Origin of the sequence: Streptomyces nidicola (assembly GCF_050106155.1) — a bacterium.
Taxonomy (GTDB): Bacteria; Actinomycetota; Actinomycetes; order Streptomycetales; family Streptomycetaceae; genus Streptomyces.
Map to the genome: position 1 here is coordinate 6,549,241 of NZ_JBNBPI010000001.1, position 25,385 is coordinate 6,574,625.

23 protein-coding genes and 1 riboswitch are annotated in these 25,385 nt (G+C 72.1%); of the genes, 12 read left to right on the plus strand and 11 right to left on the minus strand.

Annotation, left to right across the window (positions count from 1 at the left end):
* Positions 1 to 62: 62 nt before the first annotated feature.
* From ACOKM3_RS29570 to thiO, 3 genes are all read right to left on the minus strand, one after another.
* Entirely contained in the window at positions 63 to 857 is a 795-nt protein-coding gene (locus ACOKM3_RS29570) for a thiazole synthase (protein ID WP_426904059.1), read from the minus strand.
* Positions 858 to 864: 7 nt separating this feature from the next.
* Positions 865 to 1,065, minus strand: coding sequence for a sulfur carrier protein ThiS (gene thiS / locus ACOKM3_RS29575; RefSeq protein WP_426904060.1), 201 nt, complete (start codon positions 1,063 to 1,065; stop codon positions 865 to 867).
* A complete protein-coding gene (gene thiO / locus ACOKM3_RS29580; RefSeq protein ID WP_426904061.1) occupies positions 1,062 to 2,240 on the minus strand; it encodes a glycine oxidase ThiO in 1,179 nt (392 codons plus the stop codon). Before thiO ends, thiS begins: the two co-directional genes overlap by 4 nt.
* Positions 2,238 to 2,351: riboswitch (TPP riboswitch) on the minus strand. Its footprint overlaps the gene before it by 3 nt.
* Positions 2,352 to 2,403: 52 nt before the next feature.
* Between thiO and ACOKM3_RS29585 the strand changes: the two genes are divergently transcribed.
* The 6 genes from ACOKM3_RS29585 to ACOKM3_RS29610 all read left to right on the plus strand — a co-directional run bounded on the left by ACOKM3_RS29585 (position 2,404) and on the right by ACOKM3_RS29610 (position 7,237).
* Entirely contained in the window at positions 2,404 to 2,751 is a 348-nt protein-coding gene (locus ACOKM3_RS29585; protein WP_426904062.1) for a hypothetical protein, read from the plus strand.
* A 188-nt stretch (positions 2,752 to 2,939) separates the two neighbouring features.
* Positions 2,940 to 4,112, plus strand: a complete 1,173-nt coding sequence (locus tag ACOKM3_RS29590; RefSeq protein WP_426906927.1) for an NAD(P)/FAD-dependent oxidoreductase — start codon at positions 2,940 to 2,942, stop codon at positions 4,110 to 4,112.
* An 84-nt stretch (positions 4,113 to 4,196) separates the two neighbouring features.
* Positions 4,197 to 4,562: an Rv2175c family DNA-binding protein gene (locus ACOKM3_RS29595; protein WP_426904063.1), complete on the plus strand. Its 366-nt coding sequence runs from the start codon at positions 4,197 to 4,199 to the stop codon at positions 4,560 to 4,562.
* A 79-nt stretch (positions 4,563 to 4,641) separates the two neighbouring features.
* A complete protein-coding gene (gene thiE, locus ACOKM3_RS29600; protein ID WP_426904064.1) occupies positions 4,642 to 5,292 on the plus strand; it encodes a thiamine phosphate synthase in 651 nt (216 codons plus the stop codon).
* A 94-nt stretch (positions 5,293 to 5,386) separates the two neighbouring features.
* Positions 5,387 to 6,307 (plus strand): methylenetetrahydrofolate reductase [NAD(P)H], encoded by a 921-nt coding sequence (gene metF / locus ACOKM3_RS29605; RefSeq protein WP_422406825.1) that lies wholly within the window; start codon positions 5,387 to 5,389, stop codon positions 6,305 to 6,307.
* Between the two features lie 45 nt (positions 6,308 to 6,352).
* Complete coding sequence (locus ACOKM3_RS29610) at positions 6,353 to 7,237, plus strand: hypothetical protein (RefSeq protein ID WP_426904065.1); 885 nt, start codon at positions 6,353 to 6,355, stop codon at positions 7,235 to 7,237.
* Positions 7,238 to 7,368: 131 nt separating this feature from the next.
* Here the strand turns inward: ACOKM3_RS29610 and ACOKM3_RS29615 are convergent, their stop codons facing one another.
* From ACOKM3_RS29615 to ACOKM3_RS29630, 4 genes are all read right to left on the minus strand, one after another.
* On the minus strand, positions 7,369 to 8,865 hold the full coding sequence (locus ACOKM3_RS29615) for a phytoene desaturase family protein (RefSeq protein WP_426904066.1): 1,497 nt from the start codon (positions 8,863 to 8,865) through the stop codon (positions 7,369 to 7,371).
* Between the two features lie 653 nt (positions 8,866 to 9,518).
* Positions 9,519 to 10,145: a TetR/AcrR family transcriptional regulator gene (locus ACOKM3_RS29620; RefSeq protein WP_426904067.1), complete on the minus strand. Its 627-nt coding sequence runs from the start codon at positions 10,143 to 10,145 to the stop codon at positions 9,519 to 9,521.
* Positions 10,146 to 10,180: 35 nt separating this feature from the next.
* Entirely contained in the window at positions 10,181 to 12,265 is a 2,085-nt protein-coding gene (locus ACOKM3_RS29625) for a YhgE/Pip family protein (RefSeq protein WP_426904068.1), read from the minus strand.
* Positions 12,237 to 13,055, minus strand: a complete 819-nt coding sequence (locus ACOKM3_RS29630) for an ATP-binding cassette domain-containing protein (RefSeq protein ID WP_426904069.1) — start codon at positions 13,053 to 13,055, stop codon at positions 12,237 to 12,239. The genes ACOKM3_RS29625 and ACOKM3_RS29630 overlap by 29 nt, the downstream gene beginning before the upstream one ends.
* Positions 13,056 to 13,217: 162 nt before the next feature.
* Between ACOKM3_RS29630 and ACOKM3_RS29635 the strand changes: the two genes are divergently transcribed.
* The 3 genes from ACOKM3_RS29635 (at position 13,218) to ACOKM3_RS29645 (ending at position 15,406) form a co-directional block, all read left to right on the plus strand.
* Positions 13,218 to 13,781, plus strand: a complete 564-nt coding sequence (locus ACOKM3_RS29635) for an SAV_6107 family HEPN domain-containing protein (RefSeq protein WP_426904070.1) — start codon at positions 13,218 to 13,220, stop codon at positions 13,779 to 13,781.
* A 115-nt stretch (positions 13,782 to 13,896) separates the two neighbouring features.
* On the plus strand, positions 13,897 to 14,700 hold the full coding sequence (locus tag ACOKM3_RS29640) for a methyltransferase (RefSeq protein WP_426904071.1): 804 nt from the start codon (positions 13,897 to 13,899) through the stop codon (positions 14,698 to 14,700).
* A gap of 283 nt (positions 14,701 to 14,983) precedes the next feature.
* On the plus strand, positions 14,984 to 15,406 hold the full coding sequence (locus ACOKM3_RS29645) for a DUF3040 domain-containing protein (protein WP_426904072.1): 423 nt from the start codon (positions 14,984 to 14,986) through the stop codon (positions 15,404 to 15,406).
* A gap of 166 nt (positions 15,407 to 15,572) precedes the next feature.
* Here ACOKM3_RS29645 and ACOKM3_RS29650 read toward each other — a convergent pair whose 3' ends face one another.
* From ACOKM3_RS29650 to ACOKM3_RS29665, 4 genes are all read right to left on the minus strand, one after another.
* Positions 15,573 to 17,981: a transglutaminase TgpA family protein gene (locus tag ACOKM3_RS29650; protein WP_426904073.1), complete on the minus strand. Its 2,409-nt coding sequence runs from the start codon at positions 17,979 to 17,981 to the stop codon at positions 15,573 to 15,575.
* Positions 17,978 to 19,399: a DUF58 domain-containing protein gene (locus ACOKM3_RS29655; RefSeq protein WP_426904074.1), complete on the minus strand. Its 1,422-nt coding sequence runs from the start codon at positions 19,397 to 19,399 to the stop codon at positions 17,978 to 17,980. Before ACOKM3_RS29655 ends, ACOKM3_RS29650 begins: the two co-directional genes overlap by 4 nt.
* Positions 19,399 to 20,442 carry an AAA family ATPase gene (locus ACOKM3_RS29660; RefSeq protein ID WP_426904075.1) on the minus strand — a complete coding sequence of 348 codons (1,044 nt, stop codon included), beginning with the start codon at positions 20,440 to 20,442 and terminating at the stop codon, positions 19,399 to 19,401. Before ACOKM3_RS29660 ends, ACOKM3_RS29655 begins: the two co-directional genes overlap by 1 nt.
* Positions 20,443 to 20,667: 225 nt before the next feature.
* Positions 20,668 to 21,285, minus strand: coding sequence for a beta-class carbonic anhydrase (locus ACOKM3_RS29665; RefSeq protein WP_426904076.1), 618 nt, complete (start codon positions 21,283 to 21,285; stop codon positions 20,668 to 20,670).
* 404 nt (positions 21,286 to 21,689) lie between these two features.
* Between ACOKM3_RS29665 and rsmH the strand changes: the two genes are divergently transcribed.
* From rsmH to ACOKM3_RS29680, 3 genes are read left to right on the plus strand one after another with little or no spacing between them, the layout of a single operon-like run.
* On the plus strand, positions 21,690 to 22,646 hold the full coding sequence (gene rsmH, locus ACOKM3_RS29670) for a 16S rRNA (cytosine(1402)-N(4))-methyltransferase RsmH (RefSeq protein WP_426904077.1): 957 nt from the start codon (positions 21,690 to 21,692) through the stop codon (positions 22,644 to 22,646).
* A gap of 36 nt (positions 22,647 to 22,682) precedes the next feature.
* Positions 22,683 to 23,243: a cell division protein FtsL gene (locus ACOKM3_RS29675; protein ID WP_426904078.1), complete on the plus strand. Its 561-nt coding sequence runs from the start codon at positions 22,683 to 22,685 to the stop codon at positions 23,241 to 23,243.
* Positions 23,244 to 23,247: 4 nt separating this feature from the next.
* Positions 23,248 to 25,284, plus strand: coding sequence for a peptidoglycan D,D-transpeptidase FtsI family protein (locus ACOKM3_RS29680; protein WP_426904079.1), 2,037 nt, complete (start codon positions 23,248 to 23,250; stop codon positions 25,282 to 25,284).
* Positions 25,285 to 25,385: the final 101 nt, after the last annotated feature.

Sequence of the window (25,385 nt, forward strand, 5' to 3'; positions counted from 1 at the left end):
CGTGCCGCAGGACTGGGCCCGTCCTGAAGCACAGCTGTGACCGGCGCCGCCGTGCGCCCGCGTCAGAAGGCGGGGCGCTCCGGATCCAGCCGCGCGCGCCCCTCCATGGGCGAGGACGCCTCCGCGAAATGGCGCTTGGGGATGCGCCCGGCGCGATACGCGAGCCGGCCCGCCTCGACCGCGTGCCGCATGCCCTCGGCCATGAGCACCGGCTCCTGCGCGCGGGTCACCGCCGAGGCGAGCATCACACCAGCGCAGCCGAGCTCCATGGCGAGTGTCACATCGGAGGCCGTGCCCGCGCCCGCGTCCAGGATCACCGGCACGCGCGCGTGCTCGGTGATCAGCTGGAAGTTGTGCGGGTTGCGGATGCCGAGCCCGGAGCCGATGGGGGAGCCGAGCGGCATGATCGCCGCGCAGCCCACGTCCTCCAGCTTGCGGGCCAGGACCGGGTCGTCGTTCGTGTACGGCAGGACCGTGAAGCCGTCGTCCACCAGCGTCTCGGCCGCGTCGAGCAGCTCGATCGGATCGGGCAGCAGGGTGCGCTCGTCGGCGATGACCTCGAGCTTCACCAGGTCCGTGCCGAGCGCCTCGCGCGCGAGGCGGGCCGTCAGGACGGCCTCTCCCGCGGTGAAGCAGCCGGCCGTGTTCGGCAGCACCCGGATGTTCAGCTTCTCCAGGACGGAGAGCACCGAGCCGTGCACGCTCGCGTCCACACGGCGCATCGCCACGGTGGTGAGTTCGGTTCCGGAGGCCAGCAGGGAGCGCTCCAGGACGTCGAGGCTGGGCGCCCCGCCCGTGCCCATGATCAGGCGCGAGGAGTACGAGTCGCCCCCGAGGACGAAAGTGTCGTCGGCCATGGACGGTTCAGCCTCCTTGTACGGCCGTGAGGACCTCGACGCGGTCTCCTTCGGAGAGCGCCGTGGCGGGCCACTGGGTGCGGGGGACGACGATTTCGTTGAGGGCGGCGGCGACACCCTTGGGAGCGGTGGTGAGCGTGGTGACCAGGAGGTCGAGCGTGGTGCCCGCGACCACCGTGCGCGGCTCGCCGTTGAGGTGGACCTTCATGCGGGCTGCTCCAGGAGGGCTGTGCCGAAGCGTTGCGGTGTGAACGGACGGGCTTCCTCCGGGAGTTCCCCGGTGGTCAGGACGTGCGCCATGGCGTCGCCGGTGACCGGCGTCAGGAGCACGCCGTTGCGGTAGTGGCCGGTCGCAAGGAGGAGGCCGGGCAGGGCGGTCGGCCCCAGCAGCGGGGCGTTGTCGGGGGAGCCGGGGCGCAGGCCCGCGCGGGTCTCGGTGAGCGGGAGTTCGGTGATACCGGGGACGAGTTCGTGGGCGTCCCGCAGGAGTTCGTAGACGCCTCCCGCGGTGACCGTGGTGTCCCAGCCGAGTTCGTTGCTGGTGGCGCCCACGACGAGTTCGCCGTTGACGCGCGGCACCAGGTAGATGTGGCCGCCGCGCACGACCGCCCGGACCGTGCGGCTGAGGAAGGGCGCGTACCGCTTCGGCACCGTCAGGCGCAGCACCTCGCCCTTCACGGGGCGGACCGGCGGCAGCACCGCGTCGGGCACCCCCGCGAGCTGTCCGCTGCGGCTTCCCGCCGCCAGGACGACCTGGTCCGCGGCGAGTTCGGTGCCGTCGGCGAGGACCGCGCCGCACGCCCGGTCGCGGACGACACGGAGCCTTTCGGTCCACGACCGGTGGAAGGTCACGCCGGAGCGCTCGCAGGCCGTCACGAGGGCGCCCGCGAGCCTTCTCGGGTCGATCTGGTGGTCCCCGTCGACCCGCAGTCCGCCGCGCACGCCCGGCGCGAGCATCGGTTCGAGGCGGCGGCAGTCGCGGCCCGAGAGCCACTCGGACTCGAGCCCCGACTTCGTTTGCAGCGCGTGCAGTTCGCGCAGGTGCGCGCGGTCGTCGGCGTCGAGCGCGACCGCGAGCGTGCCGCACGCGCGGTAGCCGAGGTCCTGCCCGGTGGCCTCCGACAGCTCGGCCGCGAAGTCCGGGTAGCGGCGCGCGGAGGCGAGGTTCAGGCCGAGCAACGTCTGCTCGCCGTGGTGAAGTTCGGTGACGGCGGCCAGCATTCCGGCCGCCACCTGGGCGGCCCCGCCGCCGGGCTCGGGGTCCGCGACCGCGACGGAGAGACCGCGCTGCGCGGCCCGCCAAGCGGTGACGAGACCGATGATGCCGCCACCGACGACGAGGACGTCGCAGGTGTGCGAATGAACGGATGGCGTCGACGACATGGGCGTCAAGCCCCTCCCTTCGCCGGTATGACCCGGATCAGGTTCGTACGGTCGAAGGCCGCTCCAGCCTCCCTCTCAGCCCGCTGCGTACGGGCTCCCGCGAGTGCTCTACGTTGGCCACCCTAGCCGTTCACCATGGCCTCCAGTAAGGGAGTCTCAGCTCGTGGCCCGTTCTCTTGACGGTCTTGTCCTGTCCCCCGTTGTCGACCAGGCCCCGGGGCAGGTGGGCACGCGGACCCGCTTCACGTACCGGGAGAAGGACGGCCGGATTTCGGCCGCCTACGTAGGCGGCGATGTCGTGGAGGGGCACCTTGTGGGTACGCGCTCCGGGGACCGGATCGACTTCCGCTACGTACAGCTGAAGACCGACGGGACCACCTCCTCCGGGCACTGCGTCTCGACCGTGTCCGAGCTCCCGGACGGCCGGGTGCGCCTCGACGAGACCTGGGAGTGGGAGTCGCAGGAGGGCAGCGGCACCAGCGTCGTCGAGGAGCTCCCCGGCCGGGTGTGAACGCCGCGGCGCCGCCCCTCTCTTGATCGCTAAACCGCCGGCACATGTGCAGGACGTCACGGCGCGGGAGTGGCCCGCACCGCTGACCGACGCAAGATCGGGTGCCTAAGGTTGATCCCGTGAGCGAGCAGCGGAGTGGGAGCGGAGCGCCTTCGGGGCAGCGGAACGTCGTCATCGTGGGCGCGGGCATGGCCGGTGTGCAGACGGCGGTGGCGCTGCGCGAGCACGGCTTCACCGGCGCGGTCACGCTGCTCGGCGCCGAACCCCACCAGCCGTACGACCGGCCTCCGCTGTCCAAGGCGGTGCTGCTCGGCAAGGCCGAGGGCTCGGCCTTCGACGTGGACTTCGAGGCGCTCGGCGTCTCCCTGGAGCTGGGCCGCGAGGTGACCGGGCTGCGGCCCGGCGACCACGAGCTCGACACGGCCGAGGGCCCGGTCCCGTACGACGTGCTGGTCGTGGCGACCGGCGCCGAGCCCGTCCAGCTGCCGGGCGCGCGGTCCGCCCCCGGCGTGCACCTGCTGCGCACGCTCGACGACGCGGAGCGGCTGCGGCCCGTCCTCGCCGAGCAGCACGACGTGGTGGTCGTGGGTGCCGGCTGGATCGGCGCCGAGTTCGCCACCGCGGCCCGTGAGGCCGGCTGCCGGGTCACGGTGGTGGAGGCCGCGGAACGGCCGCTGACCGGGGCGCTGCCCGCCGAGATCGCCGCCCCCATGGCGGCCTGGTACGCCGACGCCGGAGCGCAGCTGCGTACCAACGCGCGCGTGGAGAGCGTCGAGCCCGGCGTCGTGGTCCTCGACGACGGCACGCGGCTGCCCGCGGGAGCCGTCGTCGTCGGCATCGGCGCCCGCCCCGCCACCCGCTGGCTGGCCGGCTCCGGCATCGAGCTCGGCGCCCACCGCGAGGTCCTCGCGGACGACGGGCTGCGCACGTCCGTGCCCGACGTGTACGCGGTGGGGGACTGCTCCTCGTTCCCCTCGGGGCGCTACGGAGAGCGCCTCATGGTCCACCACTGGGACAACGCGCTGCAGGGGCCGCGCACGGTGGCGGCGAACATCGTGGGCCAGACCCCGGCGGTGTACGACCCGGTGCCCTACTTCTGGTCCGAGCAGTTCGGCCGGTTCGTGCAGTACGCCGGGCACCACGCGGGCGCCGACACGACGGTGTGGCGCGGCGACCCCGCCGGCGCCGCCTGGTCGGTGTGCTGGCTGCGTGACGGCGCCCTGGTGGCGGTTCTCGCCGTCGGCAAGCCGCGTGACCTGGCCCAGGGGCGCAAGCTCATCCAGGCGGGGACCGCGCTCGACCCGGAGCTCCTCGCGGATCCGGCCCGGCCGCTGAAGTCCGCGGCGGCCTCCAAGGCGTGACAGAAGGGGCGAAACGGGAGGAGCCGTGGCCCATCCGCACCGGCTCGGCTTCCGAGTGTCAGTCCGGGATGGCACGCTTGTCCTGTGACCGAGATTGACGCAAAGATCGATGCTCTTGTCCCTGCCTGGCTCGCCCTCCCCGACATCGCGGAACAGCTCGATGTCGAGGTGACGCGTGTGCGACAGCTGGTCAAGGAAGGCCAGCTGATCGCCGTGCGCCGCGGTGAGAACAGGGCACTGTACGTGCCCGCCGCCTTCATCGACGGCGACAAGATCGTCAAGGGGCTCGTCGGCCTCCTGACGGTTCTGAGGGACGACGGCTTCAGCGACGAAGAGATGCTGGAGTGGCTCTTCACCCCCGACCCGAGCCTGCCGGGCACGCCCGCGCAGGCCTTGAGCGAGAATCGCGGCACGGAGGTGAAGCGCCGCGCCCAGGCGCTCGCCGTCTGACCTGACAACCGTCCGGCGTGCGCACCACGACCCTGTGGTGCGCACGCCACCGACATCGCACGACCCACGGGGGGACTTCATGGCGGAATCGTCCAAGCGCGCACAGCTCGCCGATGCGCGGCTGTACCTGTGCACCGACGCGCGCAGGCGCCAGGGTGATCTGCCGGAGTTCCTCGACGCCGTGCTGGCCGGCGGCGTCGACATCGTGCAGCTGCGCGACAAGGGCATGGAGGCCGGCGAGGAGCTGGAGCACCTCCAGGTGTTCGCGGAGGCGGCCCGCCGCCATGGCAAGCTCTTCGCGGTAAACGACCGCGCGGACGTCGCCCACGCGATCGGCTCGGATGTGCTGCACCTGGGCCAGGGCGACCTGCCGGTCCCCGCGGCCCGCGCCGTCCTCGGCGAGGACGTGCTCATCGGCCGCTCCACGCACGCCGAGGACGAGGCCGCGGCGGCCGCCGTCCAGGAAGGCGTGGACTACTTCTGCACGGGCCCCTGCTGGCCGACCCCGACCAAGCCCGGGCGGTACGCCCCCGGCCTGGACCTGGTGCGCTACACGGCGGGCCTGGGCACGGACCGCCCCTGGTTCGCGATCGGCGGCATCGACCTCACGAACCTGGACGAGGTGCTGGAGGCCGGCGCCCGCAGAGCCGTCGTCGTCCGGGCCATCACGGAGGCCGACGATCCGGGGGCCGCGGCAGCCGAGTTCGCGAAGCGCCTGCGCGGCGCCTGACCTGCTCGATCCCTCCGGCACGGCGGTTCCGTGCCCCTGTCCGCAAGGTGGACGGGGATTAGGGGCTTTGGATATCGGTCAGTAACCTGCCCGTATGGCCCTAGGTACCGCTTCCACCAGGACTGATCGCGCCCGCCGCGTGAGCGACATGCTCGCGCCCGGCAAGACGGCTTTCTCGTTCGAGTTCTCCGCGCCGAAGACCCCGAAGGGCGAGCGCAACCTGTGGAACGCCCTGCGCAGGGTAGAGGCGGTCTCGCCCGACTTCGTCTCCGTGACGTACGGCGCGGGCGGCTCCACGCGCGCGGGCACCGTCAAGGAGACCCAGCAGATCGTCGCCGACACGACGCTGACGCCGGTGGCCCACATCACCGCCGTCGAACACTCGGTCGCCGAACTGCGCAACATCATCGGCCAGTACGCCGACGCCGGGATCCGGAACATGCTCGCGGTCCGCGGCGACCCGCCCGGCGACCCCATGGGCGACTGGATCTCGCACCCCGAAGGCCTCACGTACGCGGCCGAACTCGTTGAATTGATCAAGGAGTCGGGGGACTTCTGCGTCGGCGTCGCCGCATTTCCGGCGATGCACCCGCGCTCCGCGGACTGGGACTCCGACGTGCGGCACTTCGTCGACAAGTGCCGTGCGGGCGCCGATTACGCGATCACGCAGATGTTCTTCTACCCGGAGGAGTATCTGCGGCTGCGCGACAAGGTCGCGGCGGCCGGCTGCGAGACGCCGATCATCCCGGAATGCATGCCGGTGACGAGCGTGCGCATGCTCGAACGCCTGCCCAAGTTGAGCAACGCGGACTTCCCTCCGGAGTTGAAAGAGCGAATCCTCACAGCAAAAGACGATCCAGCCGCTGTACGCTCCATTGGCATCGAGTTCGCTACGGAGTTTTGCGCCAAGCTGCTTGACGAGGGAGTGCCGGGTCTGCACTTCATTACGCTCAACAACTCCACGGCTACGTTGGAGATCTACGAGAACCTGGGCCTGCACCAAGAGCGGGGCTGACTTCGCCGTACCCACCAGGGCTACGGCCGTACGAGAGGGGCGTACATGGGCTGGGCGGTCCTCTATGTCGCGTTCGGACTGGTGGCACTGTGGCTCCTCGGTGAGGTCCTGCTGCAGTACAAGGCGCGGCTGCGCTGGCGGCTGCTGGCCTTCGGCGGCTTCCTCGGAGTCGTGATCGGTGTCCTCATCCCTTCGGTGTACGTCATCGGGGTCGGGGCCATCGCGTTCGCGATCGGGCAGACGTACGTCACGCTGTCGTTCCGCCGCGGGTTCGCCGCGGGCTGGTCGCTCAAGGGCGTGCCGGGTGTGCCCGGCATGGACCGGGGGCGGCGCTCCGAGAAGGAGCTGCACCAGGACCCGACGCTCCAGGTCTCGGACCTGGAGTACGAGCAGGCGCCGCAGGAGTACGCGCCGGTCCCCGAGTACGCGCAGGTCCCGGAGTCGGCGGCCGAGAGCACGGCGGTGTACGCCCCCGAGCCGATGCCCGACGACACCAGCCAGTACGGCGTCTACCAGGACTCGGCGTACGCCCAGACCGCCCAGGCGGCGCACGGGATGCAGGACTACGGCTACGACGCCGGGTCCTACGGTTACGACCAGCAGAGCTACGGCTACGACCCGGCTCAGCAGCCGTACGCCGCCCCGTACTCGGACCCGTACATCGGAACGCAGACCTACCCGGCGCAGCCCCAGTACGGCGACCCGTACGCCACCGGGCAGGGCTACGCCGACCCGTACGCGACGGCCGCGGGCTACGGCGGGGAGACGCCTCCGGGCGGCGTCTGGGTGCCGCAGCAGCGCAACGGCGACGGGCAGCAGGACTACGGCGGTGAACTGCCGCCCGAGCAGCAGTACCCGACGTACCCGCAGCACGACCCGAACACCGGGTACGACAACAACGGGTACAACGAGCAGCAGTACAGGTACTGAGCCGAGTACTTGACCCGGTACCGCACCAGGTACTGAACGCGGAGCCCCGAGCGGCCTGAGGCGCTCGGGGCTCTTTGCGGGCTACCGCAGTTCACGCAGGCGCCGATGGAGCGCACGCGTGCGCCCATGGCTCACTGCGAGCCCTGGAAGTCCGGCCCCTCCACGATCAGGCCCGCCACCAGCGCGCCGGACATGCCCGCGTGCGGCAGGCCGCCGCCCGGGTGGGACCAGCCGCCCACGGTCGTCAGACCGGGCAGGGCCGTGGTGTTCGACGCGTGCAGCAGCCTGCCGCCCGCCGCCGCGAGCGCGGGGGCGGGCACGGCGCCGCCCTCGGCTCCGGTGGCCTCGGCGATGTCCTGCGGGATCCGCACCTCGTGCCACAGCAGCCGCTCGCGCAGGTCGGGCACCGCACGCTCGGCCGCCGCGAGGACCCGCTCCACGTCGGCCCCGTCCACGCGCGCGTGCGACGGCACGGTCACCGTGAGCGTCACCGCCTCGTGCTCGGCGTCCGGCACCGCTGTCGGCTCACCGGTGCGCAGTACCGCCACCGTCGGTCTCGAAGGCGCCGCGCCGCCTTCGAAGAGCCAGGCCAACTCGGCGTCCCGGTCCGCCGCGTGCACCACCGTGCGGTGCGGGGTGGCCTCCGGCCGGGCCCCGCGCAGCGCGAGGTGCACCGTCAGCCGGCTCGGCCACGCCGACTCGCGCTGGGCCGGTTCCTCGGCGCGCACGGGCCGCCCCGGAAGCAGCCCGCCGAGCACGCCCGGGGCGACGCCCGCCACCACGAACTCGGCTTCCTCCACCGTGCCGTCGGCCAGCTCCACGCCGGCCGCGCGTCCGTCCTTCTCCACGATCCGGGTGACGGCCGAGCCGAATCTGAACTCGACCTTCCGCTTCAGGCAGCGCGCGTGCACGGCGTCCGCGAGGGCGCGCATTCCGCCGGTCACCGCCCAGGTCCCGAACGTCTGCTCCATGTAGGGCAGCACGGCCGCGCTCGCCGGGGCCGTACGGGGATCGAGGCCGCTCGCCAGCGCGTACTGCTCCAGGAGTGCCACGAGGCGCGGCTCCCCGCCCAGTTCGAGCGCGCCGACCTCGGCGAGCGTCGTCGCCGCGCGGTCCTTGCGCAGGACCCGCTTGTGCACGACCGCGGGGTACGGCTCGCGGTCGGCCAGCACCTGCCAGTTCGGCCACAGCGGCTCTTCGAGCAGCGGGCGCCGCGAGCGGTCCCAGGCCTCCCGCGCGCGGTTCATGAACGCCGACCAGCGCCCGCCCGCGCCCGGTCCGACCGCCGCGTCCAGCGCCTCGGCGACGCCCGCCCGCCGCGCGTTCGGCAGGTCTGTCGTCGTGCCGTCCGCGAAGACGTGTCGCACGGCAGGCTCGATCTGGGTGAGGCCGACGAGGTCCTCCAGCGGCTCCTTGCCGGTCTTGATGAACAAGTCCCGGTGGACCGCGGGCAGATGGAGCAGCCCCGGTCCCGTGTCGAACGCGAAGCCGTCGCGCTCGATGCGGCCCAGTGACCCGCCGTACGTCGACGCGCGCTCGAAGACCACCGGTCGGTGGCCCGCGACGGCCAGCCGAGCGGCGGCCGCCATGGCGCCCATCCCCGCGCCGATCACCGCAATTCGTGCCATGCCAGGGACCTTATCCGCCACCACTGACAACACCGCCGCCAGGTCGCACCGGCCGGCGGCCCGCTGAGTGCGGGCACGCAGTGCCCCTGGGCCTGAGCACACACGCCTGAGTATCCGTACCTAGTCGGGGAGATGAGTAGGTACGCGGATGGGGCCGGACCTGCGCAGACGGAAGAGTGGAGGCCACGGAGAGGGGCACGGATGCGGCACCGCCGACACGGGGCGGCGGAACGGATCGAGTGCCTCTTGCCGCTCCTCTCGCCCGCAAGGGCGGGAGTGAGCACGGGGGACCACCCTGGGGGAGACCTGACGGGGGTCCAACGGGGGATACGGGGGAACGGGGGATCCCACGGGGGAAACGGGGGATCCACGGGGGATGCGCCGGTCCGGTGAGGCCTGAGAACGACCACAGGCCCTGCCGGACCGGCGCTTCATTTGTGCCGGGCCAGGGTCCTTCTGACGGGTCAGGCTGGATGCGGGCGGCCGTGAATGTTCGGTTCCGGTGAGTGGGGGCTGGTGCGTGCAGCTGCAAGGCGGAGGAGGGCGTCAACGCGGAGCGTTGGCAACCGACGACAACGCCGCAGATGCGCGTGCCAGCCCCCACGACTCCAGCAAGATCCGTCAGAAGGACCCTAGGACCCGGCACCCGTGCCTCAGGCCTTGCCCGTCAGTGGCTGACCGCCGCCGACCCGCCCCTGGAGCAGCAGCGAGAGCGCGCCGTGCACATCGTCCAGCGAGCGCTCCGGCTGGAACGCCTGCCAGTCCAGGGCGGCCACGAGGACCATGCCCACGAGGGCCGCCGCCGTGAGCGGCACATCGATCTCCTCGCTCAGCTCACCGCTCGCCACCGCGGCCCGCAGAACGTCCTCGACCACGGCCACCGTCTCGTTGCGGACCACGGCGAGCGTGGACTGCCAGGCACGGTTGGTGCGCCACAGCTCGGCTACGTAGAGCTGGGTGAAGGCCGGGTACTGGTCGATGAACTCGAGACCCGCACGGATCATCGCGTCCAGGGCGTCGACCTTGCTGCCGCCGTTCTCGTCCGACTTCTGCGCCGCCTCCCGGAGGGAGGCGGAGAGGAGTCCGACGCCGTGCCGCAGCAGCTCCTCGAAGAGGACCGACTTGCTGGCGAAGTTGTAGTAGACCGTGCCCTTCGCGACCCCGGCCCGCTCGGCGATCTCGTCGACCGTGGTCGCGGAGAAGCCCTGTTCCGCGATGAGCGTGACCGCGGCCTCGTAGAGCTTCTGCCGGGTGGCCTGGCGCCGTGTGCTGCTTTCCATGCCCCTGATTCTCACAGGAGCCGATGTGGGCGCGCTCACAGGCTCAGCTCCGGGTGCAGCCGGTCCAGCGTCCACACCTGCTTGCGCCGGGCCGTCCACGCGGTGAGGGCGAGCGCGCCCACCGTGAACGCCGTGAGCACCACGCAGGCCTGCCACACCGGCCCGAGCCCGCCGCCGGAGATCAGCCGCCGCAGGGCCTCGACCACGTAACTCATCGGCAGGAACGGGTGCAGCGCGTTGAAGAAGCCGGGGCTCGTCTGCACCGGATAGGTGCCGCCCGCCGACGTCAGCTGCAGCATCAGGAAGGCGAGCACAAGGATGCGGCCCGCCGCCCCGAAGCGCGCGTTGAGCCACTGCACGATCGCCGCGAAGCACGCCGTGACCAGGAACAGGAAGCCGACGGTTCCCGCCGCGTGCAGCATCTCAAGGCCAAGTGCCCAGTGCAGTACGGACATCAGGGCCGCCACCTGGAGGAACCCGAGAGCGGCCACGGGCAGCCAGCCCGCGAACGCCACCCGCCAGGACGAGGAGCCGGCCGCGAGGGCGCGCCGGTTCATCGGCTGGATCAACATGTAGGCGACCATCGCGCCCACCCACAGGGAGAGCGGAATGAAGTACGGGGCGAAGCCCGTCCCGTAGTTGGGCGCCTTGTGCAGCGACTGGGAGGCCAGCTTGACGGGGTCGGACATCACCCCGGTGCGCTGATCGCGGTCCTTCTTGTCGTAGTCGGGGATCTTCTGTACGCCGTCGTGCAGTCCGCCGGCGAGCTTGCCCGAGCCGTCGGCCAGCTGGAACATGCCGCCGTTCAGGTCGTTCGCGCCGGTCTTCAACTCGCCGACCCCGGAGTTGAGTTCGGCCGATCCGGACTGCGCCGTGCCGAGCCCCGTGTGCAGCTTCTGGGCGCCCGCGGCGACCTGGCCGGCCCCGTCGTTGAGCTTGTTGATCCGGGCGACCGCGTTGTCGAGATCCTGGTCGAGGGTCGGGGCGTGCTCGGCCAGGGCCTCGGACTGTTCCTGGAGGGTCGCCAGGTGGCTGTCCATCTGGGCGAGGTTCCCGTGCTCGTCCTGGATGAGTGTGTTCAGGTCGTCGGAGATCTTGGCGACGTCGTTCGCCGCCGTCTTGGCCTTCTTCAGGTCCGGGCAGGCCGGGTCGTCGATGACCGACTTCTCGCAGCGCCTTTCGTAGACGGCGTCCAGGGCGTCGGAACCCGCGTGCGCGCCCGTGCGCGCGGTGGGGGCGATCCTCACCAGGTCGTCCAGGTTGTGCCGGACACCCGCCGCGGAGTCGGCGACGAGCCGCGCCGTGTCGGCGATCGCCTTCTTGTTGTTCTTCAGGAAGGGGCGTACCTGGTCGGCGGCGCCGTTCACCTTGTCGGCGAGCTGTTGCGTGCCGTCGGAGACCTGCCGGGAGCCCGACTCCAGGTCGCCGGCTCCGGTGGTGAGCTTGGTCAGGCCGCTCTCCAGGTCGCCGCTGCCCTGCTTGGCGTCCTTCAGGCCGTCGGCCAGGTCCTTCGAGCCCTTCTTGGCCTTGCCGATGCCGCCCTCGAGCTGGTCCGCGCCCTTGGCCGCCTTCTGCGTCGCGTCATGGATGTCCGAGAAGGACACGAAGATCTTGTCGAGGAACGAGCGCGACGCGTTGCTGGACGCCGCGGAGCGCACCTCGGAGAAGACCGTCCGGGAGATCTGCCCGACGATGTAGTTGTTCGCGTCGTTCGTGCGCACCTGGAGGGCGCCGGTCTCGGGGGAGTCGCCCGAACTGGACGCGATGCGCTTGCTGAAGTCCTTCGGCATGGTCAGCGACAGGTAGTACGTGCCGTCCTCCAGGCCCTTCTTGGCCTGCGCGGAGTCGACCTCGTGCCACTGGAAGGTGTCGCTGTCGTACAGCCCCTTGGTGATGTCGTCGCCCGCGGTGACCTTCTTGCCCGCGGCCGTCGCCCCCTGGTCGTCGTTGACGAGCGCCACGGGGATCTTGTCGAGCTTGCCGTACGGGTCCCAGAAGGACCACAGGTACAGCGCCCCGTAGAGCAGCGGCAGCAGCAGGAGCGCGACGAGTGCGGCACGCGGCAGCTTTCCCCTGCCGAAGCGCCTGAGTTCAAGCGCGGCGAGCTTCGGCGAGCGCATCGGCCGTCTCCTTCGCGGTGTCGTTCGCGGTGTCCGTGGTGTCGTTCGTGGTGTTCACCGGGGCGGTCGATACGACGACCGCCCCTTCGGGGGCCTCGCTGCACACGGCGACGACCGTCGTGCCCGCGTCGGCGACGGAGCGCAACTGGGTCCAGATCTCGGCTCGTTCGGCGTCCGCGAGCTTCAGGTCGGTGTCGTCGACGCCGATCAGGCGCGGCCGGGCGATCAGCGCGAGCGCCAGGGACAGGCGCAGCGCTTCGAGGCGCTCCAGGTCGCGCACGGAGGTGCGGGAGCCCTTCGGCAGCGTCTCGGTGTCGAGCCCCGCGGCGGCGAGCGCGGCGTCGATGCGCAGGCTCGCCTCGGCCCGCCGCTCGGCGGGTGTACGCAGCAGCCCGCGGAGGGTTCCGTCGAACCTCCGCTGCAGCAGCGCCTGTTCCCGCAGGTGCTCGGCCACGGTCAGGGCGGGGTCGAGCTCGGTGACGCCGGGCACGTGCGCGAGCGCGCTCATCCTGCGTACGGCGGTCATCTGCTTCGGCAGCCGCATCCCGCCGACCCGCGCCGTGCCCTCGCTCGGCTTCATCCGCCCGGTCAGCGCGAGCAGCAGGCACGTGCGCCCGCTGCCGGAGGGGCCCTCGATCGCGACGAGCGAGCCCGCCGCCGCGTCGAGGTCGATGCCCCGGAAGGCCCAGCCCCGCGGCCCCTTCAGGCCGAACTCCGTGGCGGCCACCGAGGCTCCGGCCGTCGCCCCGTGCTCGTCCGCGCTCGTCGCCCCGTTTACCGGGCCGTCCATGGTTCCCCCCTGGGCACCTCTTTGAACTGACTGGTCAGTGCAAAAGCTAGCCCGAACTTCCGATCGAAGCAAAATGCCTGGTCAGGGCCGATTGTCAGTGGCGTACCCCACGATGGACACATACGGCCACAGTGCCGTCACACAGACGACAGGAGGTTCGTCATGGCTGGACACAAGGCACCCACCGCAGCTGCCACCCGCCGCCGCGGCGCCACCGGCCCTGCCCCCTCACCCACCGGACCGGCGAGCGACATCCACCCGGTGCTCCGCCGGGCCGGCGCCCCGCCCGCCGCCCTCGATCTGCTCGCCCAGGCCCGCGCCGGACTCGACGAGGCGTCCGTGCTGGAGACGGCGAACGAGCGGTACGCGACGGCCCACCTCGCCGCGCTGCGCACCGCGGCCGCCGTGCTCGCGGCCCGCGGCAGGCCCGAGTCCACGCCGAGGCGCCGCGCCAAGATACGCAGCGCGTGGGAAGTGCTCCCCGAGATAGCCCCCGAACTGGCGGAGTGGGGCGCCCTGTTCGCCTCGGGCGCCACCAAGCGGGCGCGCGCGGAGGCGGGCATCCGCGACGCGGCCACCGCCCGCGACGCCGACGACCTGCTGCGTGACGTGGCGATGTTCCTGCGTCTGGTCGAGCGCACGCTCGTGCTGCAGCCGGTGCTGCCCCAGCCCCGGCGGGAGGGGGACGAGCGCACGGGCCGGGGGAACGTGCAGGACGCCGGGTAGAGCAAGGGCTCGCGCACGGATGGCATGGCCGCGGGGCGGCGCCCATTAGGGTGGAGGCGCCCGAACCAGTACTTGCTCCGCCGCCGGTCGGAGCCGCCCCGAGGAGTCACCTGCCGTGTCGGATCACCACCCTCGAACCACGTCACCGCGCTCCGACTCCTCGCGGCCCCGCGCCTCCCTCCGTACCGCCGTGGTCTGGGACGTCCTCCAGGACGCCCTCGACCGGCGCGCCAAGTCGGCGGGGAGTGAGGCCCTCGATGTACTCGACACCGGGGGCGGCAGCGGCAACTTCGCGGTGCCGGTCGCCCAGCTGGGCCACCGCGTCACCGTCGTCGACCCGAGTCCGAACGCGCTGTTCGCCCTGGAGCGCAGGGCGGCGGAGGCCGGCGTCGCCGACCGGGTGCGCGGCGTCCAGGGCGATGTCTCGGGCCTGTTCGACGTGGTCGAGCGCGACGGATACGACGCGGTCCTGTGCCACGGCGTCCTCGAGTACGTGGAGGAGCCCGCGGAGGGCGTGCGCAACGCCGTGGGTGCGCTGCGCTCCGGCGGCGTGCTCAGCCTGCTCGCCGCGGGCCTCGGCGGCGCCGTCATCGCGCGGGCCCTCGCGGGGCACTTCAAGGAGGCCAGGCAGGCGCTCGACGACCCGGCGGGCCGCTGGGGCGAGGGCGACCCGGTGCCGCGCCGCTTCACGGCCGAGCAGCTCACGGAGCTTCTCGTCGGGGCCGGAGTGGACGTCGGCGCGGTGCACGGTGTGCGGGTCTTCGCGGACCTCGTCCCGGGCGTCCTCGTGGACACGGAGCCGAGCGCGCAGCGCGAGCTGCTGAAGCTCGAGGCGGCCGCCGCCGAGCTGCCCGCCTTCCATGCCGTGGCCACGCAACTGCACGTGCTCGGTGAGAAGCGAGTGGCCGAAGAGGGCTGACCGCGCCGACCGGTGGCCGGGAGCTGCCGCTGATCAGCGGCGCAGCGTTTGATGGAGTACGCCACAGGCCCCCCGATCGGGCGCTCGGCGCCGTATGATCTGAGGTGACGGTCCGGCATGACGGGTCGGCCTCCGGGGCATGTCGCCCTGTGAGCCGGGACGCCGTGCCGCGGTCGGCAATGGCGAAGTTGGCGTAGAGGGGCGGGTTTCACGGGGGCGATTCCCTGCCTATCCTGAAGGGGACCCCCGGTCGCCCCGGCGACTGCACGATGAGGAGGACTCCGTGCCGCTCTCGGAGCACGAGCAGCGCATGCTCGAGCAGATGGAGCGAGCGCTGTACGCCGAAGATCCCAAGTTCGCGACAGCGCTTGAGGGAAGCGGGCTGCGTACATACACCCGACGTCGGGTCTACCAGGCAGTCGTGGGCTTCCTGGTGGGTATCGCGCTCCTCATGGCAGGAATGGTCGCGCAGCAGATCTGGATCAGCGTGGTGGGGTTCCTCGTCATGCTGGGGTGTGCGGTGCTCGCCGTCACCGGCTGGCGCAAGGCCCCCAAACCAGGGGAGCAGCCTGCGGCCGGGGCCGCCGGAGCCGTGCCGGGCGCGCCGACGACCCGACGGCAGGGCAAACAGAAGCGTTCCATGATGGACCGCATCGAGCAGCGCTGGCAGCGCCGCCGGGACGAGCAGAGCGGCGGCGGCCGCTAGGAGCAGGCCGTCGGCATACGAGTGTGAAGGGTGACCGCGTCGCGCGGTCACCCTTTCTGCGTAACGAGCCTCCTTGGCTGTAACGCCCTGGCTGTCACGAGCCTTCTGGCTGTGGGGACCGGCCCGGCTGTGGTGAACCGGACCGGCCCTGGGCGGACCGGCCCGCTCAGCCCTCCTGGCGGGTCGGTCGCGTCGGCCGGGTGAACCGGCCCCGCACGCTCAGTGTGAACGCCTCCCAGCGCCGCCCCGCCGCCCACGCCACCCGGACGGTCGAGCGGGGCGCGAACGTCGCCCGGAGCCGCGTCGACCGGCTCGATTTGGCGTGCAGATCGTCGTGCAGGCGGCGCACGTCCTCGCCCAGACCCGACGCGGGCTGGGGCCTCGGCGCGTACAGGACCTGCTCGACCGCCGCGGCCACCCGGTGCACGCTGTCGGCCGCGTCGGGCTCGAGCTCGCCGATCCGCACGATGCGGGCCGCCGCCGTCCGCGGGGTCTGCGATTCGTCCGGCGCGATGCCGTGGTCCCACGCCGTGTCCGTGACCTCGCGCCAGGCGGCCAGCGTGCGCCCGGCGGCATCCGCGTCCGTGCGGCCCGCCGAACCGAGCCGCAGTGCCCGGACCCGCCTGCGCCACAGCATCGGCAGCAGCGGGACCGCGACGACCAGCAGCGCGATCAGGGCCACCACGGCGATCGTGCCGATCGGCGGCCCGTCGCCCGGTGAGCCGCCCACTGCCGCGGGCGCGGTGCTGCCGCAGCTGCCCTCCTTGCGCTGGGCCACCGAGCAGCTCTCGGACGTCGAGGGCTCCGGGGCCGAGGGCGTGGCGGAGGCGGACGCGCTGGGCGCCGCCGGATTGCTGGGGCTGCCCGCCGGGTTGTTCTCGACCGTGTAGTCCGGGGCCGTGCCCCGGTTGGGCGTGGGCTCGAAGCGGGTCCAGCCGACGCCCTCGAAGTACAGCTCGGGCCAGGCGTGCGCGTCGCGCAGGCCCACCGAGTACTTCCCCTCACCCGCGGGCACGCCCGGCGTGAAGCCGACCGCGACGCGGGCCGGGATGCCCAGCGTGCGCGCCATGGCGGCCATCGAGAAGGAGAAGTGGACGCAGAAGCCCTCCTTCTGCCTCAGGAACCGGGCGATCGCGGCGGAACCGCTACCCGCGCGTACCTCCGTGTTGTACGTGAAGCCGCCGCTGACCGCGAAGTAGTCCTGCAGCTTCACCGCACGCTCGTAGTTGTTCGACGCGCCCTCGGTGATCTTGAGCGCGGTCGTGCGCACCACGTCCGGCAGCGAGGCGGGCACCTTGGTGAACTCGCGGACCATGTCGCCGGGCGGCGCTCCCGCCGCGGCGAGCTGCTGCGGGGTCGGCCGCACGATCAGGCTGTCGACGGTGTACGTCTTCCCGCGCGTGGTCTGCCCGTGGTCGCCCACCAGGGTCCGGCCGACCCGCTCGAACCGCCAGCGCCCGTCGATCCCCACCTGCGTCGCCGGATAGGGCATCGGCAGCCAGTCCTGCGCGTACCAGTCGGCCGCCGAGATCGACGTCCGCACCTCGGTCCTGCGCACGTCGGCGCCCAGACCCGGCGGATCCGGCAGGGGGGACGGCACGTCGTCGATGCTGCGCACCGAGGGGCGCCAGGTCGTGCCGTCGAACTCGTCGAGCGCCACGATCCGCAGATACATGTCGGACGTCTCGTCCGTGTTCGTCCGGTACGTCATCACCTCCCGGTCCTCCGGCTGGTTCAGGCTGTTCTGCAGCGAGACCAGCGGGTTGACCGCGGAGATCGTGCCGCCGCCCCCGGCCCCGCCGCGCACACCCTTGCCGGACGGGCCGAGGATCCCGCCGTCCAGGGCGGGCAGGGCGAGCGGCACCACCAGGGCGAGCCCCAGGGCGACGGCGCCGATCCGGCGGCCGGTGCGGACCGGGGCGAGGGCGCCGCCCCCGCCGCCCTCCTGCACGGGCGTGGACGCGCCGGGCGCCCGCCCGGAGCCGCCGAACACGCGGCCCCACTGGGAGAGCCGGTCGCGCCCCTCCGCGAGCAGCAGCAGGAGATAGCCGGCGGCAGCGAGCAGGAACCACAGCCAGTCGGCGCCGCCCTCGGAGAGCCCGGCGGCGACCGAGTACAGGGCGAGCAGCGGCAGCCCGGCCGGGGCCGCGCTGCGGAACGTCACCGCGAGGGCGTCCACGAACAGACCGATCACCAGCGCGCCGCCCACCAGCATCAGCCGGATGCCGTCGGTCAGCGGCGCCGGTATGGCGTACTGCCCCACGTCCTCGCCGCCCGCCTGGAGCAGTTGGCCGAAGTGCCGGAAGGCCTCGGGGCCCGGCAGGAACGCGGCGATCGCCTGGTCGCGGGCGAACAGGACGGTGAGCAGCAGCAGCGACACCAGGGCCTGCGCCGCCACCGTCAGCGCGCGGGCGAGCGGTACCCGGCGGGCGAGCGCGCCCACCGCGGCCTGGATCACCAGCAGGATCGCGGTCTGCAAGAGCCAGGTGGACCGGTCGACCAGCGGGAGCAGCGCGCACGAGGCCAGGAACGTGGCCAGCGTGGCGCAGATCGACAGACGGGCGCCGCCGCTCATGACCAACCCCCTGAAGTGTTCGGGGAACGCGGGGGACCGGCCGGCTCGGACAGTCCCGTACGCTCCCGGTCCGCCTGCCGCCACAGCTCCTCGAGGGAGGCGCCGTGCGGCACGGCCACCGCGGCCCAGCCCGCTTCCTGCAGCATCCGCACCCGCTCGGTGCAGCGCTCCGAGACCGGCGCCCCGGGCCCCTGGGTCCATGAGCCGCTGTCCAGGAGGAAGGCGAGGGCGCCACCGCTGCGGCGGCGCATCTTGGCGACGACGGAGGCCTGCTCCTCGTCCAGATCGCCGAAGAAGGCCACCAGAAGTCCTTCGTTGCCGCCGCGCAGCACGTCGTACGCGGCGGAGAGCGTGCCGCTGTCGGAGTGGTCGACGACGGCGAGCGTGTCCATCATCAGGCCCGCCGCGTCGGCCGACTCCTGGCTGGCGCCCGCGAAGCCGTCGGTGCCCTCGCCCGGCACCGCGTTGCCCGTGTCCGTCAACAGGCGGACGGAGAAGCCGCGTTCGAGCATGTGCACCAGGGCGGAGGCCGTGGCGGACACCGCCCACTCGAAGGCCGAGTCGGGCCCGGCGCCCTGGAAGGCGGGCGCGCGGGTGTCGAGCAGCACGGTGCAGCGGGCCCGCTGCGGCTGCTCCTCGCGGCGCACCATCAGCTCGCCGTAGCGCGCGGTCAACCGCCAGTGGACGCGGCGCAGATCGTCCCCGTACCGGTAGCCGCGCGGGATCACGTCGTCCTCGCCGGCAAGGGCGAGGGAGCGCTGCCGCCCGTCCCCGTACCCCTTGGCCTCACCGGTGAGCCGCACCGGAGGCAGCGCCGTCACGCGCGGGATCACCGTCAGGCTGTCGTACGTCGAGAAGGACCGGGTCAGTTCGCACATGCCGAAGGGGTCGGTCAGGCGCAGCTGCAGCGGGCCGAGCGGATAGCGGCCGCGCAGGTCGGAGCGGACCCGGTAGGACACCTCGCGGCGGCCGCCCGCCTCGACCCGGTCGAGGACGAACCGGGGCCGCGGCCCGAGCACGTACGGCACTCGGTCCTGAAGCATCAGCAGGCCGGTCGGCAGCCGGGAGATGTTGTCCATGCGCAGGTGCACGCGTGCCTCGGAACCCGCCGGTACGCGCGCGGGGGAGAGCTTGCGGCTGCCCGCGACCCGGTAGCGGGTGCGGTACAGGACGCCCGCGCACACCAGCGGCAGCACCGCGAGCAGCAGGCCGACCCGGAGCAGATCACTCTGCCCGAGGACGTACGCGCAGATCCCCGCCGCGATGCCGGCGGCCAGGAACGAACGGCCCCGCGTGGTGAGTCCGGCGAGGGCGGTGCGCAGACCGCTCTTGTCGCCGACGTTCTTGCCCGCGTCGCCGTCCGTGAATCCGCCCCCCGGATCCGGCGCGTAGCTCCCGGCCTGTCCCCCCGACGTCATCACAGCCTCCGCGGACCGGGCGGCTGCTGGCCGTACAGCGGGGGCGTCGTCGAGTCGTAGGTCTGCGCGGCGCGAGGTTCCGCGGCCGGGACCGGGGTGCGCTGCAGGATGTCGAGGACGACCTGTTCGGCGGTGCGCCGGTTCAACTGGGCCTGGGCGGTGGGCAGCAGACGGTGCGCCAGGACCGCGACGGCCAGCGTCTGCACGTCGTCGGGCAGCGCGTACTCACGGCCCGCGAGGGCCGCGGCGGCCTTGGCCGCGCGCAGCAGGTGCAGCGTCGCGCGCGGGGATGCGCCGAGTCTGAGGTCGGGGTGGGTGCGCGTGGCGGTGACCAGGTCCACCGCGTAGCGCCGTACGGCGTCGGCGACATGGACCGTGCGCACGGCGTCGATGAGCTTCACGATCTCGTGCGCGTGCGCCACCGGCTGCAGGTCGTCCAGCGGGTTCACGCCGCCGTGCACGTCCAGCATCTGCAGCTCGGCCTCCGGGCTCGGATAGCCGATGGAGACGCGGGCCATGAAGCGGTCGCGCTGGGCCTCGGGCAGCGGATAGGTGCCCTCCATCTCGACCGGGTTCTGGGTGGCCACCACCATGAATGGGCTGGGCAGTTCGTAGGTCGTGCCGTCGATGGTGACCTGGCGCTCCTCCAGGGACTCCAGGAGCGCGGACTGCGTCTTCGGGGACGCGCGGTTGATCTCGTCCCCGATCACGATCTGCGCGAAGATCGCGCCCGGCTTGAACTCGAAGTCCCGCCGCTGCTGGTCCCAGATCGACACCCCGGTGATGTCCGACGGCAGCAGGTCGGGCGTGAACTGGATGCGGCGCACCGAGCAGTCGATGGACCGCGCGAGCGCCTTCGCCAGCATCGTCTTCCCGACGCCCGGCACATCCTCGATGAGCAGGTGCCCCTCGGCGAGCAGCACGGTCAGCGAGAGCCGTACGACCTCCGGCTTGCCCTCGATCACAGCTTCCACCGACCCCCGCACACGCTCTGCGGTGGTGGTCAGATCAGTGAGGCTCGCTCGATCGTCATAGGTCGTCACCCAGCCCTCCTCGGCCCGTACTTTCCGGGCCGACGCGCTATGACGCGAACCGGCCCACCCCGATACACGGACAGCGCGCACGAGATGTTCGCCGCTCGTGCGGATGTCACACACGCATTCTTGTTGGCGTTACCGGTTCGTGTCACTCGCCTGTGGACAACTGGCCGCGATATGTCAGGGCTTGGAGCCTTTTGGGAGGAAGGTCGACCGCGACCTGGCGGGGCGTCAGGCCGGTTCGATCTCCCGCAGCAGGCCCGTCTTCACGTCGAAGACAAAGCCGCGCACGTCGTCGGTGTGGAGCAGGAACGGGGAGGTGCGCACCTTCTGGATGGACTGGCGCACGTCCTGGTCGACATCGCGGAAGCCCTCGACCGCCCAGGTGGGGCGCTGGCCGACCTCCATCTCCAGGTCGGTCCTGAAGTCCTCGGTCAGGCCTTCGAGGCCGCAGCCGCTGTGGTGGATGAGGACCACGCTGCGGGTGCCGAGCGCGCGCTGGCTGACGGTGAGGGAGCGGATCACGTCGTCCGTGACGACGCCGCCCGCGTTGCGGATCGTGTGGCAGTCGCCGAGTTCGAGGCCGAGGGCGGCGTGCAGGTCGAGGCGGGCGTCCATGCACGCGACGATCGCGACCTGCAACACCGGACGCGCGTCCATGCCGGGGTCGGAGAACGCGGCGGCGTACCGCCCGTTCGCGTCGACGAGGCGGTCGGTCACGCTGCCGTCGGCGGGTATGGCGCCTTCGGAGGGGGCTCCAGAGGGGAGGTGAGCAGAAGTCGTCATGACTATGACGGTAGCCGTCACGCCTGGTCCGGGCCCGCTGTGAGAGCGGACAAAGAACGTCATTGAGCCTTGTTGTGAGCGAGTCCACAAACGAGCACACCAGCGAGCCCACAGAGAGGTGCGGCCTCGGCCGCTCGGGTGAATTCGCCTGATTCGCGGCTTCGGGGTGTGGTGGCCGCGACGCGCAGTCGGCTCGGGCGACCGGTTGATTGACCGGGGGGCACCGTGGACTAAAGTGACGCCGACCCCAGATAACCACGCAACGATGCAACACGGAGATCCCGGCACTGCCGCCCCGGCACCTGTCGGAACGCTCCCCGCGTGCGCGGCGCGTACGTACGGCTCGGCCTCCTCCCGCTCCGGTCGGCCGGCGTCACTTCCCCGGCGCCGACGGACCACTTCCCCTTCACGAGCGGGCGGGGACCCGGCAGTGCGTACGTCCTCCACGCCGGACCTGAGAGGGACCCTTGAGCCAGCGACACGTTCCGGTCATGCTCCAACGCTGCTTGGACGTGTTGGCTCCGGCGCTCGCCCAGCCGGGGGCGGTCGTCGTCGACTGCACGCTCGGCCTCGGCGGGCACAGCGAGGCGCTGCTCTCCACGTTCCCGTCCTGCCGCCTCGTCGCGCTCGACCGTGACAAGGAAGCGCTGCGGCTGTCCGGCGAGCGGCTCGCGCCCTTCGGAGACCGGGCCACCCTTGTGCACGCCGTCTACGACGAACTGCCCGAGGTCCTCGACCGGTTGGGCATCCCGAAGGTGCAGGGCGTCCTGTTCGACCTCGGCGTCTCCTCCATGCAGCTCGACGAGGCCGACCGCGGTTTCGCGTACGCGCAGGACGCGCCGCTCGACATGCGCATGGACCAGACGACGGGCATGAGCGCCGCCGAGGTGCTCAACACGTACCCGCCGGGTGAACTGGTGCGGATTCTCCGCCAGTACGGCGAGGAGAAGCAGGCCAAGCGCATTGTTTCGGCCATTGTGCGCGAGCGCGAGAAGGAGCCGTTCAGCAACAGCGCCCGGCTCGTCGAGCTGATCCGCGACTCGTTGCCGCAGGCCGCCAAGCGCACCGGCGGCAACCCGGCCAAGCGCACCTTCCAGGCCCTGCGCATCGAGGTCAACGGCGAACTGAGCGTGCTGGAGCGGGCGATCCCGGGAGCCGTGAAGTCGCTCGCGGTCGGCGGCCGGATCGCCGTCCTGTCGTACCACTCGCTCGAGGACCGCCTGGTCAAGCAGGTGTTCGCGGCCGGAGCCAGCAATACGGCGCCGGCCGGACTGCCCGTCGTCCCCGAGCAGTACCAGCCCCGGCTCACGCTGCTCACGCGCGGCGCCGAACTTCCTACGGAGGAAGAGGTCGCGGAGAACCGCCGGGCCGCTCCGGCGCGGCTGCGGGGTGCGCAGCGCATCCGTGAGGATGTCGAGGGGTGACGGCCGAGTGACGTACGCGCGCGTGGAGGGGTGGTCATGAGCGCCAGCAGTGGCTCGAAAGGTTCGCTGCGCGGCAGGGCCGCCCGCCTTGCGCGGCTGCTCCCGCTCGGCCCGTCCGGCGGCACGCAGGCCGCACGCACCCCGTTCGTCCTCCTCGTCGTGCTGCTCCTCGGCGGCGGGCTGATCACGCTCCTGATGCTGAACTCCTCGCTCAACGAGGGCTCGTTCCAGCTCACCAAGCTCAAGAAGCAGACCACCGAGCTCACCGACGACGAGCAGGAACTCCAGCGCGACGTCGACTCCTACTCGGCGCCCGACGCACTGCTGCGGCGCGCCCGCGGGCTCGGCATGGTGCCCGGTGGCGACCCGGCGTTCCTGGAGCCGAACGGCACCGTCAAGGGCAGGCCGAGCCCGGCGGCCGGGCCGCCCGCCCCGCCCCGCGTCGAGCCGACGAAGGCGCCGGAGGCCGCGAGCGCGAGTGCCTCGCCCTCCACGAGCCCGTCCCCGTCGGTCAGCACCTCTCCTTCCGCCACACCGTCCGAGTCGGCGAGCCCGAACTCCTCGGTCGAGCCTTCCCCTTCGAGCACCGGCAGGTGACGCCATGACCGACAGGGAACCGCCGCGCCGCCGCGTGCCAGGACCCGCGCGCCCGCCGCGCACCGGACGGCCCGCGCCTCGGGCGACGCCGAAGGCGGGGTCCAAGTCCGCGCCCAGGCCCGCCCCGAAGGCCGCGCCGAAGTCCGGGCAGAAGGGCCGCCCGGCACAGCGCCCGGCCGCCCGCCGCCCGCGCCCCGCCCCGCCGAAGCCGAAGGCGCCCTCCCGGCTCCGCCTGGGCAGCCCCCGGCCGCGCCTGCGCATGGTGAGCCTGGGCCTCACGCTGGTCCTGCTGGTCTTCGTCGTCCGTCTCTTCCAGGTGCAGGGCGTCGACGCCAGCGCGTATGCGGCGAAGGCCTCGCTGAACCGGTACGTCAGCCATTCCATCGCCGCCGAGCGCGGTGGCATCACGGACCGCAGCGGCGTCGAGCTCGCCGCGAGCGTGGACGCGTACGACATCACCGCCGACCCGACGCTCTTCACGAAGAAGGCCACCAAGGTCGGCGACGCGCCGGAGCAGGCGGCGGCGCTCCTGTCGCCGATCATCGGGGTCGACGCGGCCGAGCTGACCAAGAAGCTGAAGACGAAGAACACGCGGTACGTGCGGCTCGCCGCGCGGCAGACTCCGCAGGTCTGGAAGCAGATCAAGGACCTCAGGACCACGCTGAACGAGAAGGCGAACGCCGCGGGCCGCGAGGCGAGCGTGCTCTCCGGCGTGGTCGCCGACCCCAGCAGCAAGCGCGTCTACCCGAACGGCGATCTCGCCGCGGGCGTCCTCGGCTGGGTCAACGCCGACGGCAAGGGCGGCGGCGGTGTGGAGCAGCAGCTCGACAAGGAGCTCGCGGGCAAGGCCGGAAAGATCCGCTACGCCCAGTCCGGCGGCCAGCAGGTGCCGACCGCCGGCAGCACCGAACAGCCCGCGGTCCCCGGCTCGGACGTCGAGCTGACCATCGACCGCGACATCCAGTGGGCCGCGCAGAACGCCATCGACGAGCAGGTCAAGGAGTCGAAGGCGGACCGCGGCTACGTGATAGTGCAGGACACCAAGACCGGCGAGGTCCTGGCCATGGCGAACGCGCCCGGCTTCGACCCGAACGACCTGGCGGACGCGAAGGCCTCCGCCCTCGGCAACGCCGCGCTCCAGGACGCGTACGAGCCGGGCTCCACCGCCAAGGTCATGTCGATGGCGGCCGTCCTCGAGGAGAACGCGGCCACGCCCGGGACCCATGTCACCGTGCCCAACCGGCTGCACCGCGGCGACCGGCTCTTCCAGGACGACGTCGACCACCCGACCTGGCACCTCACGCTCAACGGCGTGCTCGCCAAGTCCAGCAACATCGGCACCATCCTGGCGACGGGCCAGCTCGGCAAGACGCAGCCGGCGGCCAACAAGAAGCTCTACTCGTACCTGCGCAAGTTCGGCATCGGCAGGGAGAGCGGCCTCGGCACCCCCGGTGAGACGTCCGGCATCCTCGCGCCCGCCGACAAGTGGTCGACCTCGCAGCAGTACACGATCCCGTTCGGCCAGGGCTTCTCCATCAACGCGATGCAGGCCGCCTCCGTGTACTCGACCATTGCCAACGGCGGCGTACGGGTCGAGCCGAGCCTCGTCCGCGGCACCAAGGGCCCCGACGGGCGGTTCAGGCCCGCGGCGAAGCCCAAGGAGACCCGCGTCGTCAGCAAGAAGACCGCGAAGACCGTCGCGCAGATGCTGGAGTCCGTGGTCGACGACGAAGAGGGCACGGGTACGAAGGCCCGCATCCCGGGCTACCGCGTCGCGGGCAAGACGGGCACGGCCAACCGTGTGGATCCGGCCACCGGCCGCTACAAGGGCTACACGTCGTCCTTCGCCGGCTTCGCGCCCGCCGACAAGCCGCGCGTCACGGTCTACTGCGCGATCCAGAACGCCACCAAGGGCGGCTACTTCGGCGGCCAGATCTGCGGACCGATCTACAAGAAGGTCATGGAGTTCGCCCTGAAGACGCTTCAGGCCCCGCCCACGGGCAACAAGCCGGCCCGGCTGCCCGTGACGTTCGAGCCGTGACGCATTCCGGCCGGTACGGGCCGTGACCATGATCACTTACTAGCCGTGAGGGCGCCGTGACTGCCATCACCTCCGATCCGGGGAACCGCCCCGCGCCACGC

Excerpts from the sequence above, each read along its gene's own strand:
- ACOKM3_RS29570 (WP_426904059.1), bottom strand. The coding sequence starts at position 857 with ATGGCCGACGACACTTTCGTCCTCGGGGGCGACTCGTACTCCTCGCGC.
- ACOKM3_RS29650 (WP_426904073.1), bottom strand. The coding sequence starts at position 17,981 with ATGAGCGGCGGCGCCCGTCTGTCGATCTGCGCCACGCTGGCCACGTTC.
- ACOKM3_RS29655 (WP_426904074.1), bottom strand. The coding sequence starts at position 19,399 with ATGACGTCGGGGGGACAGGCCGGGAGCTACGCGCCGGATCCGGGGGGC.
- ACOKM3_RS29610 (WP_426904065.1), top strand. The coding sequence starts at position 6,353 with ATGGGCTGGGCGGTCCTCTATGTCGCGTTCGGACTGGTGGCACTGTGG.
- ACOKM3_RS29630 (WP_426904069.1), bottom strand. The coding sequence starts at position 13,055 with ATGGACGGCCCGGTAAACGGGGCGACGAGCGCGGACGAGCACGGGGCG.
- thiE (WP_426904064.1), top strand. The coding sequence starts at position 4,642 with ATGGCGGAATCGTCCAAGCGCGCACAGCTCGCCGATGCGCGGCTGTAC.
- metF (WP_422406825.1), top strand. The coding sequence starts at position 5,387 with ATGGCCCTAGGTACCGCTTCCACCAGGACTGATCGCGCCCGCCGCGTG.
- thiS (WP_426904060.1), bottom strand. The coding sequence starts at position 1,065 with ATGAAGGTCCACCTCAACGGCGAGCCGCGCACGGTGGTCGCGGGCACC.
- ACOKM3_RS29635 (WP_426904070.1), top strand. The coding sequence starts at position 13,218 with ATGGCTGGACACAAGGCACCCACCGCAGCTGCCACCCGCCGCCGCGGC.
- ACOKM3_RS29625 (WP_426904068.1), bottom strand. The coding sequence starts at position 12,265 with ATGCGCTCGCCGAAGCTCGCCGCGCTTGAACTCAGGCGCTTCGGCAGG.
- ACOKM3_RS29590 (WP_426906927.1), top strand. The coding sequence starts at position 2,940 with ATGGCCGGTGTGCAGACGGCGGTGGCGCTGCGCGAGCACGGCTTCACC.
- ACOKM3_RS29680 (WP_426904079.1), top strand. The coding sequence starts at position 23,248 with ATGACCGACAGGGAACCGCCGCGCCGCCGCGTGCCAGGACCCGCGCGC.
- thiO (WP_426904061.1), bottom strand. The coding sequence starts at position 2,240 with ATGTCGTCGACGCCATCCGTTCATTCGCACACCTGCGACGTCCTCGTC.
- ACOKM3_RS29620 (WP_426904067.1), bottom strand. The coding sequence starts at position 10,145 with ATGGAAAGCAGCACACGGCGCCAGGCCACCCGGCAGAAGCTCTACGAG.
- ACOKM3_RS29665 (WP_426904076.1), bottom strand. The coding sequence starts at position 21,285 with ATGACGTTCTTTGTCCGCTCTCACAGCGGGCCCGGACCAGGCGTGACG.
- ACOKM3_RS29615 (WP_426904066.1), bottom strand. The coding sequence starts at position 8,865 with ATGGCACGAATTGCGGTGATCGGCGCGGGGATGGGCGCCATGGCGGCC.
- ACOKM3_RS29675 (WP_426904078.1), top strand. The coding sequence starts at position 22,683 with ATGAGCGCCAGCAGTGGCTCGAAAGGTTCGCTGCGCGGCAGGGCCGCC.